At 57.4% G+C, this 21,876-nt stretch carries 19 protein-coding genes; 9 read left to right on the top strand and 10 right to left on the bottom strand.

Going from position 1 to position 21,876, the window contains the following annotated elements; genetic code table 11:
- The first annotated feature begins 1 nt into the window (after position 1).
- Positions 2 to 1,477 (top strand): efflux transporter outer membrane subunit, encoded by a 1,476-nt coding sequence (locus tag DUD43_RS16275; protein ID WP_228125823.1) that lies wholly within the window; start codon positions 2 to 4, stop codon positions 1,475 to 1,477.
- A gap of 398 nt (positions 1,478 to 1,875) precedes the next feature.
- Here the strand turns inward: DUD43_RS16275 and DUD43_RS16270 are convergent, their stop codons facing one another.
- The 3 genes from DUD43_RS16270 to DUD43_RS16260 are packed head-to-tail and all read right to left on the bottom strand — an operon-like array spanning position 1,876 to position 4,458.
- Positions 1,876 to 2,601: a spermidine synthase gene (locus tag DUD43_RS16270; RefSeq protein ID WP_194273411.1), complete on the bottom strand. Its 726-nt coding sequence runs from the start codon at positions 2,599 to 2,601 to the stop codon at positions 1,876 to 1,878.
- Entirely contained in the window at positions 2,598 to 3,599 is a 1,002-nt protein-coding gene (locus DUD43_RS16265; RefSeq protein ID WP_153231098.1) for a Nudix family hydrolase, read from the bottom strand. The genes DUD43_RS16270 and DUD43_RS16265 overlap by 4 nt, the downstream gene beginning before the upstream one ends.
- The gene (locus DUD43_RS16260; protein WP_026484442.1) at positions 3,592 to 4,458 is read right to left on the bottom strand and encodes an ATP-binding protein; all 867 of its coding nucleotides are present in this window, start codon (positions 4,456 to 4,458) and stop codon (positions 3,592 to 3,594) included. The genes DUD43_RS16265 and DUD43_RS16260 overlap by 8 nt, the downstream gene beginning before the upstream one ends.
- A 173-nt stretch (positions 4,459 to 4,631) precedes the next feature.
- Here DUD43_RS16260 and ispB point away from each other — a divergent pair, with 173 nt between their 5' ends.
- The 3 genes from ispB to DUD43_RS16245 all read left to right on the top strand — a co-directional run bounded on the left by ispB (position 4,632) and on the right by DUD43_RS16245 (position 8,100).
- Positions 4,632 to 5,597, top strand: a complete 966-nt coding sequence (gene ispB / locus DUD43_RS16255; protein WP_153231097.1) for an octaprenyl diphosphate synthase — start codon at positions 4,632 to 4,634, stop codon at positions 5,595 to 5,597.
- Positions 5,598 to 5,849: 252 nt separating this feature from the next.
- Positions 5,850 to 7,079 (top strand): sodium/glutamate symporter, encoded by a 1,230-nt coding sequence (gene gltS / locus DUD43_RS16250; RefSeq protein ID WP_153231096.1) that lies wholly within the window; start codon positions 5,850 to 5,852, stop codon positions 7,077 to 7,079.
- Positions 7,080 to 7,296: 217 nt separating this feature from the next.
- Positions 7,297 to 8,100 (top strand): formylglycine-generating enzyme family protein, encoded by an 804-nt coding sequence (locus DUD43_RS16245; RefSeq protein ID WP_153231095.1) that lies wholly within the window; start codon positions 7,297 to 7,299, stop codon positions 8,098 to 8,100.
- A gap of 8 nt (positions 8,101 to 8,108) precedes the next feature.
- On the opposite strand, the gene DUD43_RS16240 is transcribed toward DUD43_RS16245, so the two are convergent.
- Positions 8,109 to 8,807 (bottom strand): Crp/Fnr family transcriptional regulator, encoded by a 699-nt coding sequence (locus DUD43_RS16240; protein WP_153231094.1) that lies wholly within the window; start codon positions 8,805 to 8,807, stop codon positions 8,109 to 8,111.
- Positions 8,800 to 10,341, bottom strand: coding sequence for a nitric oxide reductase transcriptional regulator NorR (norR, locus tag DUD43_RS16235; protein ID WP_153231093.1), 1,542 nt, complete (start codon positions 10,339 to 10,341; stop codon positions 8,800 to 8,802). The genes DUD43_RS16240 and norR overlap by 8 nt, the downstream gene beginning before the upstream one ends.
- 306 nt (positions 10,342 to 10,647) lie before the next feature.
- On the opposite strand from norR, the gene DUD43_RS16230 reads away from it, so the two are divergent.
- The 3 genes from DUD43_RS16230 (at position 10,648) to DUD43_RS16220 (ending at position 14,806) form a co-directional block, all read left to right on the top strand.
- Complete coding sequence (locus DUD43_RS16230) at positions 10,648 to 12,927, top strand: nitric-oxide reductase large subunit (protein WP_153231092.1); 2,280 nt, start codon at positions 10,648 to 10,650, stop codon at positions 12,925 to 12,927.
- Between the two features lie 206 nt (positions 12,928 to 13,133).
- On the top strand, positions 13,134 to 14,279 hold the full coding sequence (nirK, locus tag DUD43_RS16225; protein ID WP_153231091.1) for a copper-containing nitrite reductase: 1,146 nt from the start codon (positions 13,134 to 13,136) through the stop codon (positions 14,277 to 14,279).
- A 197-nt stretch (positions 14,280 to 14,476) separates the two neighbouring features.
- Positions 14,477 to 14,806 (top strand): c-type cytochrome, encoded by a 330-nt coding sequence (locus tag DUD43_RS16220; protein ID WP_153231090.1) that lies wholly within the window; start codon positions 14,477 to 14,479, stop codon positions 14,804 to 14,806.
- Between the two features lie 24 nt (positions 14,807 to 14,830).
- On the opposite strand, the gene DUD43_RS16215 is transcribed toward DUD43_RS16220, so the two are convergent.
- The 3 genes from DUD43_RS16215 to DUD43_RS16205 all read right to left on the bottom strand — a co-directional run bounded on the left by DUD43_RS16215 (position 14,831) and on the right by DUD43_RS16205 (position 16,965).
- Positions 14,831 to 15,625 (bottom strand): exodeoxyribonuclease III, encoded by a 795-nt coding sequence (locus DUD43_RS16215; RefSeq protein WP_153231089.1) that lies wholly within the window; start codon positions 15,623 to 15,625, stop codon positions 14,831 to 14,833.
- Positions 15,626 to 15,697: 72 nt separating this feature from the next.
- Positions 15,698 to 16,507 carry a DODA-type extradiol aromatic ring-opening family dioxygenase gene (locus DUD43_RS16210; RefSeq protein ID WP_153231088.1) on the bottom strand — a complete coding sequence of 270 codons (810 nt, stop codon included), beginning with the start codon at positions 16,505 to 16,507 and terminating at the stop codon, positions 15,698 to 15,700.
- 56 nt (positions 16,508 to 16,563) lie between these two features.
- On the bottom strand, positions 16,564 to 16,965 hold the full coding sequence (locus DUD43_RS16205) for a DoxX family protein (protein WP_153231087.1): 402 nt from the start codon (positions 16,963 to 16,965) through the stop codon (positions 16,564 to 16,566).
- 219 nt (positions 16,966 to 17,184) lie between these two features.
- Here DUD43_RS16205 and DUD43_RS16200 point away from each other — a divergent pair, with 219 nt between their 5' ends.
- Together DUD43_RS16200 and pyrE are read left to right on the top strand one after the other, a co-directional pair.
- Complete coding sequence (locus DUD43_RS16200) at positions 17,185 to 18,075, top strand: LysR family transcriptional regulator (protein ID WP_153231086.1); 891 nt, start codon at positions 17,185 to 17,187, stop codon at positions 18,073 to 18,075.
- A 53-nt stretch (positions 18,076 to 18,128) separates the two neighbouring features.
- Positions 18,129 to 18,803, top strand: a complete 675-nt coding sequence (gene pyrE / locus DUD43_RS16195; protein ID WP_094197776.1) for an orotate phosphoribosyltransferase — start codon at positions 18,129 to 18,131, stop codon at positions 18,801 to 18,803.
- 91 nt (positions 18,804 to 18,894) lie between these two features.
- Here pyrE and gatB read toward each other — a convergent pair whose 3' ends face one another.
- Both gatB and gatA read right to left on the bottom strand, forming a co-directional pair.
- A complete protein-coding gene (gene gatB / locus DUD43_RS16190; RefSeq protein WP_153231085.1) occupies positions 18,895 to 20,352 on the bottom strand; it encodes an Asp-tRNA(Asn)/Glu-tRNA(Gln) amidotransferase subunit GatB in 1,458 nt (485 codons plus the stop codon).
- The gene (gene gatA, locus DUD43_RS16185) at positions 20,352 to 21,872 is read right to left on the bottom strand and encodes an Asp-tRNA(Asn)/Glu-tRNA(Gln) amidotransferase subunit GatA (RefSeq protein WP_153231084.1); all 1,521 of its coding nucleotides are present in this window, start codon (positions 21,870 to 21,872) and stop codon (positions 20,352 to 20,354) included. The genes gatB and gatA overlap by 1 nt, the downstream gene beginning before the upstream one ends.
- Positions 21,873 to 21,876: the final 4 nt, after the last annotated feature.

Below are 21,876 nucleotides of genomic sequence, written 5' to 3'. Positions count from 1 at the left end.
TATGCCTACTTCTAACGCCATGATTGTTCCGCGCTTCGCACTGGCTGGGATGGTGCTGCTCCTGTCCGCATGTGCTGTTGGCCCTGATTATCAGCGGCCCGAAGCGCCTGTGGGCGAGCACTTCCGGGAAGGGGTGCGTTCCACAGCCTGGAAGCAGGCCGATCCGGCTGATTTGAAGGATCGCGGCCCCTGGTGGGAAAGCTTTAACGATGGCGTGCTCAACACCTTGATGCAAAGCCTGAACGAGCAGAACTTCAGCTTGCAGCAAGCACAGGCACGCGTCCGTCAGGCGCAAGCCACCTTGTCCAACACTCGCTCAACTCAGTTCCCGCAAGTAGGCAGCTCGGTCGGCACGACGCGGCGTGGCAGCGGTTCGGGCGATACCAGCCAAAGCAGCAGCGCTTATGACGCCAGCATCACGGTGAACTGGGAAGTGGACTTGTGGGGGCGGATTCGCCGTCAGGTAGAGGCGGGTGATGCTGGCCTGCAAGCCAGTGCTGCGGATATGGCCGCCACGCGCTTGAGCTTGCAGTCCCAATTGGCACAAACCTATTTGCAGTACCGTAGTGTGGAATCCAGCGAGCGAGTGCTGGATGAAACCGTGGCGGCATACGAGCGTTCCTTGCAAATCAATCAGAATCGCCTGGATGCCGGTTTTTCGGCACCGGGAGATGTGGCCGCGGCGTTAAGCCAGCTGGAGGGGGCTCGCACCCAGCGCTTGGCCTTGAATCGCGAGAAGGCCACTTATCAACATGCGATGGCTGTGTTGGTAGGCCGTGCACCGTCCCAGTTTGAGGTGGTGCCTCACGCGCCTTGGCCTGTCGCTCCGGATATTCCGGTGGGCCTGCCATCCAGCCTGCTGGAACGTCGTCCCGATGTAGCCCGAGCCGAGCGTCGCATGGCGCAGGCCAATGCCCAGATTGGTGTGGCTAAAGCGGCCTGGTTTCCCAGCCTGAGCCTGAAGGCCAGTGGGGGTTTCAGCAGCAGTGATTTAAGCGAATGGCTGACGGCCCCGGCGCGTGTCTGGTCCTTGGGCCCTGCCTTTGCCCTGACCTTGCTGGATTTTGGGGCACGCCGTGCGCAAGTCGAGCAGGCCGAGGCCAGCTATGATGAGCAATTGGCCAGCTATCGTCAGACGGTGTTGGATGCGCTGAAGGAAGTGGAAGATGCCCTGTCTGAACGCAATGGCCTGGAACTGGAACAAGCCAGTCAGGCGCGTTCGCTGGCTGCGGCTCGCGAGTCCCTGCGGCTGACGCGCAATCAGTTTGATGCTGGTCTGGTGGATTTCCTGAGTCTGGCTCAAACCCAGGCGACGGCTTTGTCGGCAGAACGGCAGGCTTTGGATCTGGAGTCTCAACGCCTGCGGGCTGCGGTCAAGCTGATGGTGGCCTTGGGCGGCGGCTGGGATGTAGCGACAGGTCTGAATCCCGAAGAGCCGAAAGCGGTGGAAGTTGATCCAGCTGCGAAAGCAGAATAGGTTTGGCCTGACCTACACTAATCTGACCTGACCTGACCTGACCTGACCTGACCTGACCTGACCTGACCTGAGTTGATCCGATCCGATCCGATCCGATCCAATCCGATTCGATTCGATTCGATTCGATCCGATCTGGTCTGTTCTGGTTTGATTTAAGTTTGATTTGATTGGTTTGGTTTGATTTGATGGGGTTCGGCGTTGGCTGGGCTTCTTGACGCTTGGTTTGGTTTGGCCGTTTCACCGTGCTCTCCGGCCTGGCTGGGCCGGAGCTTCAACGCCCGGTTTGCCCCGTATGGACCAAGCAAGGACTGGACTACTTCCCAAGCTTGGGGCTGCAGTTTGCTTGCTTGTAGTTCAACAGCGGCTCATGCATTGCTTGATAGTGCGTGGAAACCGCCTCAGTCCTGGTCCATCCAGGCATACAGCCCGTCAACCCATTCCTCGCCGTCGGCCAAACCCAAGGTGGCGTGGATTTCTTCGGCCCGCTGGTACAAATCATCAAAATCAATTTGCGGCGGGTCCGCAAAGGCCAGGGCAACCAGATTGCCATCGTGCGTTTCAGGTAGCCAGACCACAGCCGGGAAACTTTCTTGCAGCGCATGCAGATTGCGTGCATGCACCATTTCCGACCCCAGCAAATTCACTGTCAACAGGCCTTGCGGCCCCAGAGCTTTGCGACAGGCCTGATAAAAGGCTTCGCTTTCCAGAGCAGGGTGCTCGGCCTGGTCGGAATACACATCAATTTGCAGCACATCCAGCTCGCCGTAGACCGCGTCCAGATAGTCCAGCGCGTCTACCGTGTGTACGTTCAGGCGCTCATCGTCGGGCGGCAGATTGAATAGCAGGCGACTGGCTTGCACTACTTCCGGGTTGATTTCCACGGCGTCGATGCGCGCCTGGGGGAAGTGCTGGTAGCAAAAGCGCGTCAGGCTGCCTGCGCCCAGGCCCAGTTGGGCAATACGGCGCGGATCGTTTTGGAACAAGGTCCAGATCATCATCTGACGGATGTAGTGAAGCTCCAGCTGATCGGGCGCATCCAGGCGCATGGCACCCTGCACCCAGGCAGAGCCCAGGTGCAGGTAGCGTACGCCTTCGTGTTCCGAAATGGTGACGTGTGGCGTCATGCCGGGTCGTTGTCCAGCATGTGGCGTATACCGGCAATACCGTGTGCGCCGTGGTTGCGGGCGTCTGCCAAGGTCTTGGCCGATTGTCCGCCTATGGCAAACACTGGCAGGCCAGCTTGTTCCGCCAGACTGGCAAAACGGGCCCAGCCCATGCCGGGGTCGCCGGGATGGGAGGAGGTTGCCAGGACATGGCCCAGAACCAGAAAGTCCGCCTGGATCTTGCGGGCTATTTCAATATCACTTTCATTGTGCGTGGACATGCCGATCAAGCCTTTGCTGATCGCGGGAAATGTCGTCAGGGTGTCGTGGCATTTCGCGGACAGGGCCTGGGCGTCGCTGGCGCGCAAATGCACACCATCGGCGTGGTCCCACCAGCTCTCGGGGTGCAGGCTATTGACCAGGCAGCGCGCTTGGTAGCGCTGGCACAGGTTCACAACTTGCAGGAACGCCTGGTGTAAATGGAATTCGGCATCGGGCCGGGCACCCCAGGCTGGCTCACGAAACTGGACCAAGGCCGGGCCTTGTTGCAGGGCTTGTTCCAGTTGTTCCAGGTAGGCGGGTAAGCGGGCCGGCTCGTCGATGTTGGTAATCAGGTAGCGTTCGGGCAGTTGCAGCCATTTCAGCGGCGGTTCGGTAGCAGGCAGTACAGGGCCGACTTCCAAAGGACCTTTAGGGTTGACCCAGGCAAGCTCTTGGCCTTCCAGGCACTGGGGTTCGCCTTCCCATTCCCGCACCAGGCAGAAAGAGAGTTTGACGAAGTTCTTGGGGTATTCGTGTGTATAGGTGACCCAGGGGTGTGCGTGGGTGGTTTCAATGCCGAGTTCTTCGCGCAGTTCCCGTACCAGCGCCTGTATGACGCTCTCGCCCGCCTCAATCTTGCCACCTGGCAGTTCCCACCAGCCTGGCCAGGGTTTATCGGCTGGGCGTTTTCCCAGTAGCACTTGGCCGTGTTGGTTCAGTAAAACGCCAACGGCCACTTCCAACGTGGGTTTAGACATGTCTAGCGGTCCAATCTCTAGCAAATTGACGTGCTACCCGGCCGGAGCGCGAGCCACGTTCCAGAGCCCATTGCAAGGCTTCCATACGCGAGCTTTCAATGTGTTCTGCAGGGCAACCCAAAGCGCCGAGCCAGTAATACACAATGTCCAGGTAATCGTCTTGTTTAAAGGGGTAAAACGACAACCATAGTCCAAAGCGCTCGGACAGGGATACCTTTTCTTCAACAGCTTCACCGGGATGGATCTCGCCGTCTGCAGACGTGGAGGCACTCAGGTTCTCTTTCATGTACTCGGGCATCAGGTGACGTCGGTTGGACGTGGCGTAGATCAGTACATTGTCGCCAGGTGAGGCCAGCGAGCCGTCCAGCACGGATTTGAGTGCCTTGTAACCGGCTTCGCCTTCTTCAAAGGACAGATCGTCGCTGAAGATGATGAAGTGTTCGGGGCGGGTGCTGATCAGGTCAATGATGTAGCCCAGATCGCCCAGGTCGGACTTGTCCACTTCGATCAGGCGCAGGCCCTGGTCGGCAAATTTGGCCAGCATGGCTTTGACCAGCGAGCTCTTGCCCGTACCGCGAGCACCTGTCATCAAGACGTTATTGGCCGGTTTGCCTGCCAGGAAATGGCGGGTGTTGCGCTCAATAATGCCCTTTTGGCGTTCAATATGGTGCAGGTCGTCGGTCTGGATGGTGGCTACGTGCTGGACACCTTCAAGCCAGCCGCGCGAACCATTGGTGCGCCAGCGAAAAGCAATGGAATCCCAGTTGATGGGGGGTGGAGCAGGGGGCAGCCAGGCTTCCAGTTGAGCGAGAACCCGCTCGGCCCGGCTGATCAGGGTACTAAGGTCTTGCGAACTCAAGACAGTCTCCGTTTCAGGTTGAAATGCTTATTATCGCTAATTTGGCACCTTTTTCTGCGATCACTGTTGTGCTTGACGCGTAACAATAGGCCCAAAGCGATTCAAAATCGTATAATCATCAAGTTACGGTTGGCCGATCGCGGCCCCCTCCCTTACTCGTCCGGAATTCTGTTTTGAACCTGTCCACCCTGATTGAACCTATTGCCGACGACATGAAGGCTCTTGATGTCGTCATTCGTGAGCGCTTGAATTCGGATGTGGTGCTGATACGCACAATCGGCGAATACATCGTTAGTGCTGGTGGCAAGCGCATGCGTCCTGCGCTGCTGTTGCTGGTAGCCCGCGCGCTGGCTTATCAGGGGAACACACACCATCTGCTGGCCGGCGTGGTGGAGTTCATCCACACCGCTACCTTGCTGCACGACGATGTGGTCGATGAATCCGATATGCGTCGCGGTCGCCACACGGCCAATGCGGTCTACGGTAATGCGGCCAGCGTGCTGGTTGGCGATTACCTGTACTCGCGCTCCTTCGAGATGATGGTGCAATCGAACTCCATGCCTGCCATGGCCGTGCTGTCGGCAGCCACTACGGTGATTGCCGAAGGTGAGGTCCTGCAGCTGCTGAACGTACACGACCCGGACGTTTCCCTGGAGCGTTACCTGCAAGTGGTGCGCTACAAGACCGCCAAGCTGTTTGAAGCAGCGGCACAAGTCGGTGCCATTGTGGCCGGTGCTTCGCCTGAAATGGAAGAAGCCATGGCCGCCTATGGTCGCCACCTGGGTACTGCTTTCCAATTGGTTGACGACGTGCTCGATTACACCGGCGATGCCCAGGCTCTGGGCAAGAACGTGGGTGACGATCTGCGCGAAGGCAAGCCCACCATGCCACTGATCCGTGTCATGGAAGTTGGTACGCCCGAGCAGGTTCAGCTGATCAAGTCGGCCATTGAAACCGGCGATGCGGATTTTGCCGCAGTTGCTCAGGCCATTGAACAAACCGACGCATTGGCCTACACACGTGAAGCGGCCAAGGCAGAAGCCCAACTGGCCGTTCAGGCCCTGGCGGATGTCCCGGATAGCGAATTCAAGCAGGTATTGCTGAGCCTGTGCGCGTTTTCCATCGAACGCGACCGCTAAGCAGTCACTTTCCTCAACCCGCCAATTGGCGGGTTTTTTTGTAATAAAGCGGACCGATTCAGGGAAATTGGCGTCATTAGGCGCCTGTTCATGTTATTTTTCTCGGTTTTACTACGCTGTTGGTGGTCATGCCTTTGTCCCACAAGGACGAAGTAGCGACGATAGACATGCCTATTTGAACAAATTGGTTTGAAGCCTCTGTCAGACACAAAGGTGCAGGCCCCTTATTCCAAAGATGTAAGGAACGGATAGATGAACATTCAGCTCGATATCGCGCAAACGGTAGGTTTGGCGGCTGTCTTTCTCGTGCTGGGAGAATATATAAAGAATCGCGTTGCTGTATTGGCCCGCTATTTCATTCCCAGCCCCATTATTGGCGGTTTGATCTTTGCCTTGATTGCCTTGGTAGGACATCAGACCGGCTCGTTCAACTTTTCGTTCAACGACGATATACGCAATTTCTTGCTGATGGCCTTTTTCACGACCATCGGTTTTTCAGCCAGCTTCGAGCTGCTGAAAAAGGGCGGTCTGGCGGTTGCTCTGTTTCTGGGCTGTGCGGTTGTCCTGATTATTCTGCAAAACGTGATGGGCGTGACCTTGGCCACCCTCATGGACGCTAATCCCTTGCTGGGTCTGGCCGCCGGTTCGATCTCCATGACGGGTGGCCACGGTACCTCTGCTGCCTTCGGTCCGATGCTGGAGAACGCCGGTGCTGTTGGTGCGTTGCCCGCTGCCATTGCTGCTTCGACCTGGGGGCTGGTGATGGGTTGTGTCATCGGTGGCCCCTTGGGCAAGCGCCTGATGAAAAAATATAATATTGACGGCCCTGCTCCATACCGTCGTCATCGTCGTCAGCATGAGGGTGCAGTTGCGCCCCATACGGTGGAAACTACGGTTAAGGAAACCGTTAAGGTTGACGATGGTGGCTTTGAAATGCCGGTGTATGCCGTAGTCCTGCTGTCCATCGCGATTGGCGTGGGCAGTGTCATCATTGACTGGTTGGGCGAGCGTGGCATTGTATTGCCAGCTTATCTGGGTTCCATGCTGGTGGCGGCCATCATTCGTAATGTGATCGACTGGCGTCGTTATCGCTTACCGGAAAAAGAGTTTGAAATCATGGGCAATGTGTCCCTGGCTTTCTTCCTGGTCATGGCGCTGATGGTGATGAAGCTGTGGGAGTTGGCTGAAGTGGCGGGGCCGCTGTTGATCATCCTGATCGCCCAGACCGTCATGATGTTCTTCTTTGCCAGCTACGTGACGTTCAAGGTCATGGGCAAGGATTACGATGCCGTGGTGATGTCGGCCGGGCATTGTGGTTTTGGCATGGGCGCAACGCCTAATGCCATGGCCAATATGCAGGCCTTCACGGAAGACAATGGTCCATCTCGCAAAGCCTTCTTTGTGATCCCTCTGGTAGGCTCCTTGTTCATTGACTTCTTCAATGCCGTAATTATTACGGGCTTTGTGAATTTTCTGACCTAAGCCTGCGTAGTCGGGCGCATCAACCTGTCTTGCTGCGCGATTTTGAAAGCCCCTTGGATCGATATCCGGTCCAAGGGGCTTTCTTTTTACCTGTGCTGTTGAACCGTGAATCTTGAATAGCTTCTATTTTTGAGTCCTTAAGGACTCTGTTTGCCTTGGCGCAAGGACGCCTGCAGGCGCTTGGGCTTCAATTGTGCTTGTCTTTAGGGAGTGCACAATGCGAAGCCATGTAGTGGGATCGGTGCTGTTGGTGGCCATTCTGGCCGGATGTTCGTCTGGCGAGCCCAGCAATCCAGCGGGTTTGCCCGAGCTGGTTGAAGTGGCCGGTCCGGCGCGTGAAGTCATGCAGGCCGGTGAATACTTGCTGGATGGGCGTCTGATTGCGTCCGACACAGTGATGTACGCTCCCGTTCCCACCCTGAAAGCCATGAAGTATCAGGTCAGCCAGTTTGAGTACGATCAGTGCGTTCGTGCCGAGCGCTGCAAGGCCGCCGATGCGGTGGGCCAAGGCCAGGCCAAGAATATGCCGGTGGTGGGGGTTAGCTGGCAGGATGGCCAGGATTACGCTGCCTGGTTAAGCGAGCGCACCGGCAAGAAATTCCGTTTGCCGGATTATCTGGAATGGAGCTATTTCGCGGACCAGAAAGTGCTTGAGTCGGCACAAAGCGGCCTGGATGAAAATGAGCAAGCTGCCCTGTGGCTGCAGGAGTATCAGGACAGCTACAAGCGCAAGCAGGAACAGGAAGTTCCCCTGGCCCCTTTGGGGCAGGGTGTTGCCAATGCCTATGGGGTATTTGATGCGGGCGGGCAGGTGGCCGAATGGACCAATACCTGCCACGTACGGGTACACCGTATCAGCATGCCGCGTGCAGAGTCGCGTCTGGAGAACTGCGGGGTACGCACCCTGGGGGGCGAGCACATTGCGGTGATGCCCGACTTTATCCGCGACCCAAAAACCGGGGCGTGTTCGGTTGGCGTGCCACCGCGTTACTTGGGTCTGCGTCTGGTCACTGAAGACTAAGCCTGCGCTTAGCCGCGTTCCAGAACCGCTTGTGCAAACTTGTCCAGGTCCGCAATCGTAATTTGCTTGCGGCCTGCCAAGATCAAACCCTGATGATCCCAGCTGCTGACGACGCGGCTGGCCGTGTACAAGGTGGTCCCGGCCAGGTCCGCCAGATCTTGCCGGGTTACTGGAATACTCAAGGACGTCCCTTGTGCGCCGCTTTGGCCCACTTGGCGAATCAAGCGCAGCAGGCTGTGAGCCAGCCGCTGCTCCACTTCCAGACTATGAATCTCCAGCAGGCGATCATCCGCATCGCTTAGTCGTTGTGCGACTGTGTCCTGCGCAGAACTGAGCAGGCAGGGAAAGCGTTGCGTCAGGCTGTCCCAGGATTTTTCTGGCCAGGCCAAGGCTGCGCTGGTGGTCACGCTGATGGCGGTTGCCGGATAGTTGCGACGGCGCAGGGCAGGGGCAATGCCAATGACGTCGCCGGGCAAGGCAAAACGTACCAGCAGTTGTGAGCCATTGGGCATGGTGCGCACGACTTTGATCAGGCCTTGCAGCAGGACAAAAAAGTGGTCGCTGCTTTGTTCCTGGCGAAAGACCTGGCTGTCCTTGTCGTAGTGGATCAGGCGTCCCTCTTGCCACAGTTCGTTGATGCTGGCGGCGTCCAGCTTGGAGAAAACGGGCAGGCTGGCTAACAAGGAGGGGTAGGATATGTCAGTCATCACTTAAGCTTTCTGAGCGGGTTTTAAGCCCTAGTTTGCTGGCCAGCTTGTGCAGATTGCTGGGGTCTATGCCTAGCTGTCGGGCAGCCTGGCTCCAGTTACCGTCGGTCTCATCCAGAGCCTGCCGGATCAACTGGCTTTGCAGCTGCTCAACGGACTGACGCAAGGATTGGCGGGGTGTGCCAATGGCGGTGCTGACCGCTGCGACAGGCTGGTGGGTAGAAGGTAACAAATTGAGATTATCGGCGCTAAGCGTAAATATTTGGTTACGATCTGGCGTATCGACCAGCAGGCGGATGGTTGCCCGACTGATTAAATGTTCCAATTCGCGAACATTACCTGGCCAATGATAAGCCAGTAAAGCGGCTTCTGCGTCGGGGGATAAGCGAATTCCGCGCAATCCCAAACGAGAACGGTTGGTTTCCAGAAAGTGGCCTGCCAGCAGCAAAATGTCCTGATGGCGCTCGCGCAGCGCGGGGATTGTGAGTGGAAAAACCGACAGGCGGTGAAACAGATCGGCCCGGAAACCGCCTTGGGCGATTTGCTGACTCAGGTCACGGTTGGTGGCGGCAACCAGACGCACATTCAGTTTGATGGGGTGGTCCGCCCCCAGGCGCTGAATCTCGCCATTCTGCAAGGTACGCAACAGCTTGGCCTGAATCGTCAAAGACAACTCACCGATTTCATCCAGAAACAGGGTGCCGCCCTGGGCCGCCTCAAAGCGCCCGGCGCGATTCTCATGGGCACCCGAAAACGCGCCCTTTACGTGTCCGAATAGTTCGCTTTCTGCCAGAGACTCGGGCAAGGCAGCACAGTTCACGTAGATCAAAGGATTGCTGTGACGTGGTGAGCGTTGGTGCAGGCGTTGTGCAAATAGCTCCTTACCCACGCCGGTTTCACCCAGCAAGAGCACAGGCAGCTCGGAGGTGGCTACCGTGTCCAGCAGTTGAATGACCTCCAGCAGGGATTTGCTGTTGCCAATGATGGCGGCCGAGTTATTGCGCGACAAGTAGTCGGGCGGCAAGGTGGAGAGCAGGCGCAGGCTGCGGTTTTCTTCTTCCAGCTCGCTGATGCGAATGGCGCTTTCCAGCACCAGACACCAGTGCTTCAGCTCCACCAGCGTGGAGGCTGAAAACGTCCCTGGTCGCAAGGCATCCAGCGTCAGAATGCCCCAGGGCGTGCCCTGAACTTGCAAGGTAATGCCCACGCAATCGTGCACCGGCAGGGGCTGACCCAGCTTGTCATCAAGCAGGCCGTCATACGGGTCCGGCAGGCCACAGTTGGGCTCAAAGCGGGTCAGGCTGGGGGAGTTCAAAATCCGCGTCAGCCGAGGATGATCCGCAATGACAAAGTGACGCCCCAGGGTGTCATGGCCCAGGCCACTGGCCGCCACAATGCGCAGCACTGTGTCGTCCAGCTTCAGTAAACCCGCCGCATCACAGCCAAAGTGCCGTGCCAGCAAATGCACCATGCGCTGCAGGCGTAAAGGCGCCGGAATCTCGGTGGCAAGGTCGGCAATCAAGAGATCTAGCATGGGTGAAAAATACCCTTATGGTGAAAAATACCCAGTTTTGTCGAGGTAGTTTATACCCAGGCTGGCGGCAAACCATTGATCTATGTCGTCTCGGACTTGGCACGGTCTTTGCTTTAGATGTTTTGTCATACATTTTTAAGGACTATGACATGACCCCCGACTTAGCAGAACATCGCTACAAGGCGTGTACTTCGGTCCGTCCCCCGTTCCGGGGCCGTACCCAAACAGGTTTTGACCAGGTGACTGGGTCCTGCCAGGACCTGTTTGGATTGGGTCGTTTGATTCATCAGCGAGACGGAGAAGAAAATGCGTAGCTATAAAAAACTATGGTGGTCCCTGGTGGCAGTCACCATGGTGACCTTTGCCATCCTGGGATGGACAGGTGTGGAGGTGTATCGTCAGGCACCCCCCATGCCCGTCAAGGTAGTCACACCGGATGGCCGTGAATTTACCTCACAGGAACAGATACATCGTGGCCAGTCCGCCTGGCAAAGTACCGGCGGCATGCAGTTGGGCTCGATCTGGGGGCATGGGGCCTACCAGGCACCCGACTGGAGTGCGGACTGGTTGCACCGCGAGGCTCTGGCCTGGCTGGATCTGGCTGCCCAGCAAACCTACTCGCTGAACTACGATCAGCTGACATCCAGTCAGCAGGCCACCTTGCGGCAGGAACTGCAGGACGAATACCGTCCTAACCGCATTGATGAAGCGACGGGCGTATTGCAGATCAGCGAACGCCGCGCCAAGGCCATCGATACCACCGCCCAGTATTACATCGACCTGTTTGGCGACGCGCCCGAGCTGAAATCCAGCCGCGAAAGCTTCGCCATGAAGGACAACACCTTGCCCGAGCTGCAGCGTCGTCAGGACATGACCCGCTTCTTCTTCTGGCTGTCCTGGGCCACGGTGACGGAGCGTCCTGGTACTACCGTCAGCTATACCAACAACTGGCCACACGAGCCCCTGGTGGATAACCATCCTTCCACGGCCAATATCGTCTGGTCCATTGTCAGTATCGTGCTCTTGCTGGCCGGTATTGGCCTGCTTGTCTGGATCTGGGCCTTTACGCACAAGGAAGAGGAAGCGCCTGTTGCCCCGGCTACCGACCCGGTTCTGGCATTCCGCCTGACACCTTCGCAGCGTGCCCTGAAAAAATATGCCTTCCTGACGGTTGCCCTGTTTGTCATCCAGGTATTTCTGGGCGGCTTTACCGCGCACTACACCGTTGAAGGCCAGATGTTCTATGGCATAGACGTATCGCAGTGGTTCCCTTACTCCCTGACCCGTACCTGGCACATTCAGGCGGCCCTTTTGTGGATTGCCAGTGGCTTCCTGACTGCCGGCTTGTTCCTGGTGCCCTTGATTAACGGGGGAGAGGATCCCAAGTTCCAGCGCCTGGGCGTGGATGTCCTGTTCGGTGCTCTGGTTGTGCTCTTTATTGGTTCTTTTGCCGGTAACTTCCTGGCCATCAAGAACATCCTGCCACCCGAGCTGAACTTCTGGTTCGGTCACCAGGGTTATGAGTACCTGGATCTGGGCCGTTTCTGGCAGATCGTGAAGTTCATTGGTCTGGCTTTCTGGCTTTTGCTGATGTTGCGTGGCATGTGGCCTGCCTTGCGTCGTGACAAGGGCGACAACCACCTGCTGGTTCTGTTGACCATTTCCACCGTGGCCATTGGCCTGTTCTACGGTACTGGTCTGTTCTACGGCGAACACACCAATATCACCATCATGGAGTACTGGCGCTGGTGGGTGGTCCACCTGTGGGTTGAAGGCTTCTTCGAGGTCTTTGCCACCGTTGCCATGGGCTTTATCTTCCTGACCCTGGGTCTGGTTTCCAAGCGCAGTGCCACGATTGCGGGTCTGGCTGCCGCCTCGCTGTTCCTGGTTGGCGGTGTGCCCGGTACTTTGCATCACCTGTATTTCTCGGGTACGACCACACCGATCATGGCCATTGGCGCTTCCTTCAGTGCTTTGGAAGTGGTGCCCTTGATCATGCTGGGTTACGAAGCGTTCCATAACTGGAAGATGCAGAAACAAGCCAGCTGGATGAGCGATCTGCGTTGGCCTGTCATGTTCTTTGTGGCCGTGGCCTTCTGGAACATGCTGGGTGCCGGTGTGTTCGGTTTCCTGATCAACCCACCTATCTCGCTGTACTACATCCAGGGTCTGAACACCACGCCATTGCATGCTCACGCAGCCTTGTTCGGTGTGTATGGCTTCCTGTCTCTGGGCTTTGTCTTGCTGGTGGTGCGTTATATCTCGCCAGAGGTTCGCTACAACGACCGCTTGATGAGCTGGGGCTTCTGGACGCTGAATCTGGGTCTGGTTCTGATGATGTTCGTCAGCCTGCTGCCAGCCGGGATTATTCAGGCCTGGGCCAGCATCTCGGAAGGTATGTGGTATGCCCGCAGCGAAGAGTTCATGCAGCAGCCTATCCTGCAATCCCTGCGCTGGTGGCGTACTTTGGGTGACGTTGTGTTTATTGCCGGTGCCCTGATCGTATTCCAGCAAGTTCTGGTACGTATCATGGCTGGCCGTCGTGGTGCCGCAGCCCATGCTGCAGGCGCAGTAAAAGCATCGTGATCCTGTTTAGGGACGGTCTCTTTTTTCTGTGAGATTCCGTCTATGAAAAAAACCGCCTTCGGGCGGTTTTTTTTGTTGCTTATACGAGATGCTTGCGCTGCAGCAAAGAGCGGGAAGTCTGATTGCGGTCCAATACATCCTGTAACTGTTAGATCTGAATAACATTTAATCAGCAGGCATCACGCCTGGATCAAACCGGAGGTAGTATGGAACGTCGTCATTTCTTGAAAAGTGCTGGCCTAGGTGTCGCCGCAGGAACGACTTTGCTGGCGGCTCAAGTACAAGCCCGCGAGACGGCTGCACCAAAAAAGAACGCGCCTTGGCTGGCCGCGCGTACAGAAGCCCAGATCGCCAAGCTGGAGCGGGTCAAGGTGGATCTGGTTGCGCCTCCTATGGTCCACAAGCACGAGCAGAAAGTGGGTCCCGAGCCTCGCGTGGTGGAATTCCGCATGAGCATCGTGGAAAAAGAAATCGTGGTCGATCGTGATGGCACAACCATGCACGCCATGATGTTTGACGGTTCCATGCCCGGCCCCACTATGGTGGTGCACGAAGGCGACTACCTGGAGCTGACACTGGTCAACCCGGCCAGCAACACCATGCCGCACAACATCGACTTTCACGCCTCGACCGGCGCGCTGGGCGGTGCCAAGCTGACCAACGTGAACCCTGGCGAACAAGCCACACTGCGCTTCAAGGCCGACCGCACCGGCACGTTTGTGTACCACTGCGCACCCGAAGGCTCGGTGGCCTGGCACGTGGTTCAGGGCATGCACGGTACCGTCATGGTGCTGCCTCGCGACGGTCTGAAAGACTCGGCTGGCAATGGCTTGCATTACGACCGCGTCTACACCATTGGCGAATTTGACCTCTACATCCCTCGTGATGAAAAGGGCAACTTCAAGAAGTATGGCTCTTCGGCTGAAAGCTACGGCGACACCCTGGAAACCATGCGTGGTCTGATCCCCAGCCACGTGGTGTTCAACGGCAAGGTCGGAGCCTTGATGGGCGACGGTGCCATGAAGGCGAAAGTGGGTGAAACCGTGCTGTTCATTCACTCGCAAGCCAACCGCGACACGCGTCCTCACCTGATCGGTGGTCACGGTGACTGGGTTTGGGAACTGGGCAAGTTTGACGACCCACCAGCCAAGAACCTGGAAACCTGGTTCATTCGCGGTGGTTCGGCCGGTGTGGCTCTCTACACCTTCAAGCAGCCCGGTGTGTACGCCTACGTGAACCACAACCTGATCGAAGCCATGGAACTGGGCGCAGCAGGTCACGTGCTGGTCGAAGGCGACTGGAACGACGACTTGATGAAGCAAGTCAGCCCTCCCGGCCCGATCAAGGGATAAGCAGGGTTGGCACCCGGTAAGCGGAATTGAGAAGCAGAAGTCCCCATCAATTCCGCCCGGGCTTCAAGGCAGTGATTGGATAGTGATTAGTTAGTGAACAAGCAGGGGGTTCGGATCATGAAAAACCGGGCCTCTTGTTCAGAAAACGAAGTATCAGCCAGGCATGCGTTCATGCCGACTGTTTAAAGGGTAAACCCATGAGAACCTATCGCCCCGCCACCATGATGTACTCCGCAATGGCCGCTTTGGTCTTGTTCGCTGCTGCACCCGCAGCACAGGCTGACTCGGACGAAGCTCTCAAGCTGTACAAGTCTTCGTGTATGGTCTGTCACGCATCGGGTATGGCCAATGCCCCTCGTCTGGGTGACAAGGCTCGTTGGGAGCCCCTGATCGCCCAAGGCGAAGACGCCTTGATGCAAGTGGTGCTGAACGGCAAGGGCGCCATGCCCCCACGCGGTGCAGCCCCCAAGGCAACAGACGAACAATTGCGTAGCGTTGTGCGCTACATGATTGAAAAGGCCAGCTAAGACGCTGACCTTTTCAGACTGGGCTTACAGGCTCCAGTCGTAATCAACCGTCAGTGGCGCGTGGTCGCTGAAGCGCTCTTCTTTATAGACCGTTGCACTACGCGCCTTGGCAGCAATACCTGGGGTGGCAATTTGATAATCAATGCGCCACCCCACATTTTTGGCCCAAGCCTGGCCGCGGTTGCTCCACCAGGTGTAGCACTCGTCCGTAGTGTCAGGATGCAGGCTGCGGTACACGTCTACCCAGGACAGCTCGCTCAGCACTTTTGTCATCCAGGCGCGTTCTTCAGGCAGAAAACCGCTGTTTTTCAGATTGCCTTTCCAGTTCTTCAAATCGGCTTCGTGGTGCGCAATATTCCAGTCACCACAAATAATGAACTCGCGGCCGGTATTGCGGTGTTCCTGCATCAAGCCATTAATCCACTGCTCAAAATGATCCAGAAAACGGTACTTGGCCGTTTGACGCTCGTCGCCCGATGAGCCCGAGGGCAGGTAGGCGCTGATCACACTAAGGTCGTTCCAGTCGGCGCGGATGATGCGGCCTTCGGCATCGAACTCTTCGCAGGCCATGCCTTCGGCCACGGTTTCTGCCTTGTGGTTCAGGTACAGACCGACGCCGCTATAGCCTTTTTTCTGTGCATGGTGGAAATGCCCGTGATACTCACCGGGGTGAGTGAGGTCAGGCGTCAGATCAGGCTCGCTGATCTTGATTTCCTGCATGCAGACAATATGAGGTTTCTGGGCTTCCAGCCAGGCGGGCAGGCCTTTACGAAAGGCGGCCCGAATACCGTTGACGTTTAACGAGGTGACGCGTAACACGTGGCAATTCTCCTTATAGCGTCAGCACTTTAACCCGTAACCTGCTTCGATGTCAGTGGCCGTCAGAGCTTGTTACGTGGCCGAGCCAAAGCGGTAGCTGGACACGGTCAAGCCCCCAAAGGCCTGGGTTTCATGGTGGAAGCGATGCGCCGCATCTCCACGTGCAGCACCGGCCGCCACCATGACTGGGACCAGGTGATCTTCGCGGGGGTGAGCAATACGTGCAGCCGGGGCCTGTTCCCAATTCATCAGGGCCTGACGACGAGCGGCAGGATCCTCCAGGCCCAGGCTTTGGTGCAGCCAGGCGTCAAACTGGGCAGAAGGCTCCACTCCGCCGGGGCCCATATTGCGCAGGTTGTGATAGCTCAGGCCGCTGCCAATAATCAGCACATCTTCGTCCCGCAGAGGCGCAAGCGCCTCGCCCATGGCGTAGTGCAGGGCCGGGTCGTAATTGGCGTGAATGGACAACTGCACCATAGGTACTTTGGCCTGCGGATAGATCACATAAGCCGGTACGAAGGCGCCGTGGTCAAAGCCGCGTTCCGCATCTAGCCGAGTGGGCAGACCGGCACCTTCCAGCAGGCCACAGACTTGCTGCGCCAGAGCCGGGTCGCCCGGTGCAGGGTAGTGAATCTCGTAGGTATGGGAGGGAAAGCCGTAGTAGTCGTACACCATGCTGGGCTGTGCGGCAGAGGCGACCAGTAAATTCGCCTGTTGAGCTTCCCAGTGAGCGGAGACCATCAGGATCGCTTTGGGCGTACGGCCCAATTGGCGTGGAATATCCTGCAAGGCAGCACGCAGCGGGGCGTACATGGTTTGCGCTTCAGGCATCCAGGGCCAGGGTCCGCCACCGTGCGAGATGAAATAGGTAGGCATTGTCATGATGATCTCCTGCCCCTGCCCTGATAGGGGCAGGGGATAAGGGGTTGAATAAGGCGTCAGGCTTTGCCGCGGCCTGCGTCAATGCTCCATGGGCCTGGGCCGGCAAAGGCCAGATACAGGAAGGCAAAGCAGAACAGAACAGCCGTTTCACCACCATTCAGGATGGGTGTGGCCACCGTGCTGGCGCTGGCGTGGCCAATGAAGTAGGCAAAAGCGCACAGGCCCGAAGCAATAAAGGCAGCAAAACGCGAGAACAGGCCAATCACCAGCAAGGCACCCAGAACCAGTTCCAGAATGCCCGCAATGCCGTAAATGGAGCTGATTTGCAGGTTGGCAAACATGTCTACTTTGGGGAAACCCAGGATCTTGGCAGTACCGTGTGTCAGCAGTAAATAGCCTGTGACGATGCGCAGCAGGCTAAGGATGCGAGGAGTCCAGCTAGGGGTAAGGGCGCTCATGTATTTTCCTTTGGAAAGTTGACAGTATCGGTAAACGAAGCACTGGCCCGGCGTAGTGACAGAAGCTCTGTGTCAGGCATGACGTGATGTCATCCTGGTGCTGGTCCCGCCCATTCAAGGCCCAGACAGGCACCGGGTTAGCGCTCGTTCAAGATTAATCAATTACTATCAGGAAATAAACAGGCCTATTTTCATTAGTTACTTTCTTATTAGGAAAGCATGGATACGATTCAGAGTTTGCGGGTGTTCCGGGAAATCGTGGCGGCGGGCAGTTTTGCAGCGGCGGCACAACGTCTGGACATGTCAGCGCCTATGGTCAGCAAGCACTTGGCCAATCTGGAAAAACAGCTGGGCGCCCGCTTGCTCCATCGCAGCAGCCGTCGTTTGAGCCTGACGGAATTGGGGCAGACCTACTTTGATTATTGCTTGCAGGCGCTCGATACCCTGGAGCGTGGGCAGCAGGCTTTGTCAGGTTCTGAGCATCAGCCCCAAGGCGTGTTGCGGGTAACAGCGCCCGTGTGGTTTGCAAACCGCAAAGTGGCGCAGTTGTTGCAGGATTACCAAACGCGCTTCCCGGAGGTGACTTTGGACATGAGCCTGAGCAATCACAAGGTGGATCTGGTGGCGGAAGGTTTTGACCTGGCCTTGCGGGTGATGCGCGAGCCTGCCCCGCATCAGATTGCACGTCTTATTTGCCCCACACCTTTTCATTTGGTGGCCAGCCCGGAGTTTGTGGCCCGGCACGGTATGCCGCGCAACTGTGCGGAGGTGATGCGCCTGCCGGCTATCAGCCCCAGTTATTTGCAGCAGCCCAGTTTCGAGTTTATAGGGCCGGATGGGCCGGAGTCCTTGCGTCTGAATCCATTCATGCGCTCGGATAACACGAATCTGACCTATTACAGTGCCTTGGGCGGAGCAGGGCTGGCCTATTTGCCTGAATGGCTGGTGATGGATGATCTGGGCAGTGGTCGGCTGCTGCGCCTGTTGCCCGATTACACCGAAGAGCTGCAACAACTGCATGCCGTCTATGCCAGTCGTCGCTATTTGACACCTAAAGTGCGCAGTTTTATCGACTTCTTGCTAGAAGAACTGGCCGAAGCCGCCAAATGATCGCTTACAACACGCTAAAATGCCTTTCGTCTCTATCTTTTTCATACTCTGTCATGTCGGCTACTAACGATAATCGTCGTAATTTTGTGCGCTTTTCCCTGGAACAGGGAGTGCTGCGCTTTGGGGAATTCAAGGTCAAGTCCGGCCGTTTGAGTCCTTACTTCTTCAATGCCGGCCTGTTCAATACGGGACGTAGCGTGGGTCAGCTGGCCCGTTTCTATGCCCAGGCTTTGCTGGATTCGGGCGTGTCTTTTGACATGCTGTTCGGCCCCGCCTACAAAGGGATTCCTCTGGCAGCAGCAACCTCGATTGCGCTGGCCGAGCATCCTCAAATCGGTGATCGTGATGTGCCCTTTGCCTTCAACCGCAAAGAAGCCAAAGACCATGGCGAAGGTGGCACCCTGGTGGGCGCACCCTTGCAAGGCAAGGTCGTGATTATTGATGACGTGATCACCGCGGGTACATCTGTGCGTGAATCCATGCAGATCATTAAAGCCGCAGGTGCAGAGCCGGCTGCGGTGCTGATTGCTCTGGATCGCATGGAGCGCGCTGGTAATGATCAGGAACTGTCCGCGCATTCTGCGGTGCAGGAAGTGGAACAGACTTACGGTATTCCCGTGATCAGCATTGCCTCGCTGGCGGACATCATGGCGGTGCTGGCGGACGATACGACCCTGGCGGCTCACGCTCCCCAGGTGAAAGCCTACCGCGATCGCTACGGCGTCTGATCTCCCGCGTTTGTTAAGCAGGATTCAGTAGTAAAAAAAACACCAGGCCAAGGCCTGGTGTTTTTGTATCCGCGTAGCGCAGCGTCCGGACTTAGGCGTCCAGCTTTTGCTTGAGCATTTCGTTGATCTGCTGCGGATTGGCCTTGCCCTTGGCAACCTTCATCACCTGGCCGACCAAAGCGTTGAAGGCTTTTGGCTTACCGGCACGGTGCTGCTCAACGATGCTGGGGTTGGCGGCCAGTACTTCGTCCACCATGGCCTCAATGGCACCCACGTCGTTGATTTGCTTCAAGCCACGGGCGTCGATGATGGCATCCACATCGCCATTCAACTCGCCATCCCACTGCGCCGCAAATACATCGCGGGCAATCTTGTTGGAGATGGTGCCGTCAGCAATGCGGGCAATCAGTTGAGCCAATTGTGCCGGGCTGACTTTGGACTGTTCGATGCTGATTTCTTCGCGGTTCAAGGCAGCCGAGAGCTCGCCCAGAATCCAGTTGGCAGCCAGTTTTGCATTGGCGCTGGAACCCGCTTGCAAGATGGCTTCAAAAAAGTCGGAAGTGGCACGGTCTACAGTCAGTTGCGAGGCGTCGTAACGGCTCAGCTCAAACTCTTGCTCGAAGCGAGCCAGTTTCTGGGCGGGCAGTTCAGGCATGCTCTGACGAACCTGCTCGATCCACTCTTCGCTGATAAACAGAGGTGGCAGGTCAGGATCGGGGAAGTAGCGGTAATCGTGGGCATCTTCCTTGCTGCGCATGCTGCGCGTCTCGTCGCGATCCGAGTCGTACAGGCGAGTTTCCTGCGTTACTTTGCCACCGTCCTCGATCAGCTCGATCTGGCGGCGTGCTTCGTATTGAATCGCACGCTCCAGGAAGCGGAAGGAGTTGATGTTCTTCAGTTCGCAACGGGTGCCGAATTCTTTCTGGCCTTTGGGGCGTACCGAGACGTTGGCGTCCACGCGGAAGGAGCCTTCCTGCATATTGCCGTCGCAAATGCCCAGCCAGACGACCAGACTGTGCAGGGCGCGGGCGTAGCCCACGGCTTCAGCAGCCGAGCGCATTTCAGGTTCGGACACGATTTCCAGCAGTGGAGTGCCCGCGCGGTTCAAGTCGATCCCGGTGCTGGACTCGCCATAAGGACCACGGAAGTTTTCATGCAGGGATTTACCGGCATCTTCTTCCAGGTGGGCGCGTGTCAGATTGATGGTCTTTTCTTCACCGTCCAGCATGAAGCTGACCGTGCCGCCGCTGACGACGGGAATTTCCATCTGGCTGATCTGGTAGTTCTTGGGCAGATCAGGGTAGAAGTAGTTCTTGCGCTCGAACACGGAGCGCGGCGCAATGTGGCCACCTACGGCCAGACCCAGGCGAATCGCCCGTTCGGCAGCGCCACGGTTAAAGACGGGCAGCGCGCCGGGCAAGGCCATATCGACTTCGTTGGCTTGCGTGTTGGGCAAGGCGCCAAAGCGGGTGCTGCTGCTGGAGAAGATTTTGGATTCGGTCGAGAGCTGGGTATGGGTTTCCAGCCCGATCACAATTTCCCATTCCATTATTGTTGTCCTGGTTGACGTTGATGCCAGTCGGTGACTTGCTGGAAGCGGTCGGCAAAGGCCAGCAATTGGCCTTCGCGGAAGTAGTTGCCAATGATTTGCAGACCAATGGGCAGGGGGCGCTCATCCTTGCTGAAACCGCAAGGAATGGACATGGCGGGCAGGCCGGCCAGGCTGACGCCCAGTGTGTAGACATCGCCCAGCCAGTCTGTGGTGGGATCCTCGATGGTGGCACCCAGCTTGCGGCCCAGGGCCGGTGTGACGGGGCCCAGGATCAGGTCGCACTGTTCAAAGACTTTCTGGAAGTCGTCCACAATCATGCGGCGCACGCGTTGGGCTTGCAGATAGTAGGCGTCGTAGTAGCCATGCGAGAGCACGTAGGTGCCGACCAGAATGCGGCGCACCACTTCAGGGCCGAAGCCTTCGGAGCGCGAGCGCGAGATCATGCTGTTCAGATCGGTGTACTGGCTGGCGCGGTGGCCAAAGCGTACGCCGTCAAAGCGCGACAGGTTGGTCGAGGCCTCGGCAGGGCTGATGACGTAATAAGTAGGGACAGACAGTTCTGTCAGGGGCAGTTGCACGGTGACGCGCTCTGCACCCAGGCTTTCGTAGGTTTTCAGGGCGGCTTCGATGGCCTCGGCAACGACCGGGTCCAGGCCGGGGCCAAAGAACTGGGCGGGCACACCAATACGCAAACCTTTCAGTGGCTGGCTGCCTTGGGCTTCTTGCTGCGACTGTTGCTGTTCAAACTGCTGACGAATGCGTGCGCCGTTATTTGGCTGGTCGTCGCAGAATTCCAGGCTGGTGGCATCTTGCGGATCGAAACCACACATGGTCTCCAGCAGATCCAGCAAGTCGCGTGCATTGCGGGCGATAGGACCGGCCTGATCCAGGCTGGAACCGTAAGCAATAATCCCGAAGCGGGAAATCGTGCCGTAGGTGGGCTTGATGCCGCTGACACCACACAGGGCGGCAGGCTGGCGAATCGAACCGCCGGTATCGGTTGCGGTTGCACCGGCTACCAGGCCAGCAGCCACAGCGGCGGCGGAACCGCCCGAGGAGCCACCGGGCACCATGGAGTGATCCCAGGGGTTGCGCACGGGGCCAAACACCGAGCTTTCATTGCGCGAGCCCATGGCGAATTCGTCACAGTTCAGTTTGCCCAGCGAGACAGCACCGGCTGCCTGCAGCTTGGTCACAACCGTGGCGTCAAAGGGGCTGACGTAGCCTTCCAGCATTTTGCTGCAGGCGGTGGTCTGCCAATCCTTGGTGACAAACAAATCTTTGTGGGCGATAGGGATGCCGGTCAATGGACCGGCCTTGCCTTGAGCGATCAGGGCATCCGCGGCATCGGCCTGGGCCAGGGTCAGGGCAGCGTCCTGCTGCACAAAGGCATTGAGCTCTTTTTGACGGGCGCTATTGTCCAGGGCTTGCTGGGCCAGCTCGCGGGCACTGACGGTTTTGTTTTGCAGGGCTTGACGCAGCGCTGCAATAGTCGCGAATTCAGGGGTAAAAGACATGGTT

This window comes from Alcaligenes faecalis (assembly GCF_009497775.1).
GTDB lineage: Bacteria > Pseudomonadota > Gammaproteobacteria > Burkholderiales > Burkholderiaceae_B > Alcaligenes > Alcaligenes faecalis_D.
This window is presented reverse-complemented; position numbering and strand designations above follow the sequence as displayed.

Excerpts from the sequence above, each read along its gene's own strand:
- DUD43_RS16275 (WP_228125823.1), top strand. The coding sequence starts at position 2 with ATGCCTACTTCTAACGCCATGATTGTTCCGCGCTTCGCACTGGCTGGG.
- DUD43_RS16270 (WP_194273411.1), bottom strand. The coding sequence starts at position 2,601 with ATGACGCCACACGTCACCATTTCGGAACACGAAGGCGTACGCTACCTG.
- DUD43_RS16265 (WP_153231098.1), bottom strand. The coding sequence starts at position 3,599 with ATGTCTAAACCCACGTTGGAAGTGGCCGTTGGCGTTTTACTGAACCAA.
- gltS (WP_153231096.1), top strand. The coding sequence starts at position 5,850 with ATGAACATTCAGCTCGATATCGCGCAAACGGTAGGTTTGGCGGCTGTC.
- DUD43_RS16245 (WP_153231095.1), top strand. The coding sequence starts at position 7,297 with ATGCGAAGCCATGTAGTGGGATCGGTGCTGTTGGTGGCCATTCTGGCC.
- DUD43_RS16240 (WP_153231094.1), bottom strand. The coding sequence starts at position 8,807 with ATGACTGACATATCCTACCCCTCCTTGTTAGCCAGCCTGCCCGTTTTC.
- norR (WP_153231093.1), bottom strand. The coding sequence starts at position 10,341 with ATGCTAGATCTCTTGATTGCCGACCTTGCCACCGAGATTCCGGCGCCT.
- DUD43_RS16230 (WP_153231092.1), top strand. The coding sequence starts at position 10,648 with ATGCGTAGCTATAAAAAACTATGGTGGTCCCTGGTGGCAGTCACCATG.
- nirK (WP_153231091.1), top strand. The coding sequence starts at position 13,134 with ATGGAACGTCGTCATTTCTTGAAAAGTGCTGGCCTAGGTGTCGCCGCA.
- DUD43_RS16220 (WP_153231090.1), top strand. The coding sequence starts at position 14,477 with ATGAGAACCTATCGCCCCGCCACCATGATGTACTCCGCAATGGCCGCT.
- DUD43_RS16210 (WP_153231088.1), bottom strand. The coding sequence starts at position 16,507 with ATGACAATGCCTACCTATTTCATCTCGCACGGTGGCGGACCCTGGCCC.
- DUD43_RS16205 (WP_153231087.1), bottom strand. The coding sequence starts at position 16,965 with ATGAGCGCCCTTACCCCTAGCTGGACTCCTCGCATCCTTAGCCTGCTG.
- DUD43_RS16200 (WP_153231086.1), top strand. The coding sequence starts at position 17,185 with ATGGATACGATTCAGAGTTTGCGGGTGTTCCGGGAAATCGTGGCGGCG.
- pyrE (WP_094197776.1), top strand. The coding sequence starts at position 18,129 with ATGTCGGCTACTAACGATAATCGTCGTAATTTTGTGCGCTTTTCCCTG.
- gatB (WP_153231085.1), bottom strand. The coding sequence starts at position 20,352 with ATGGAATGGGAAATTGTGATCGGGCTGGAAACCCATACCCAGCTCTCG.
- gatA (WP_153231084.1), bottom strand. The coding sequence starts at position 21,872 with ATGTCTTTTACCCCTGAATTCGCGACTATTGCAGCGCTGCGTCAAGCC.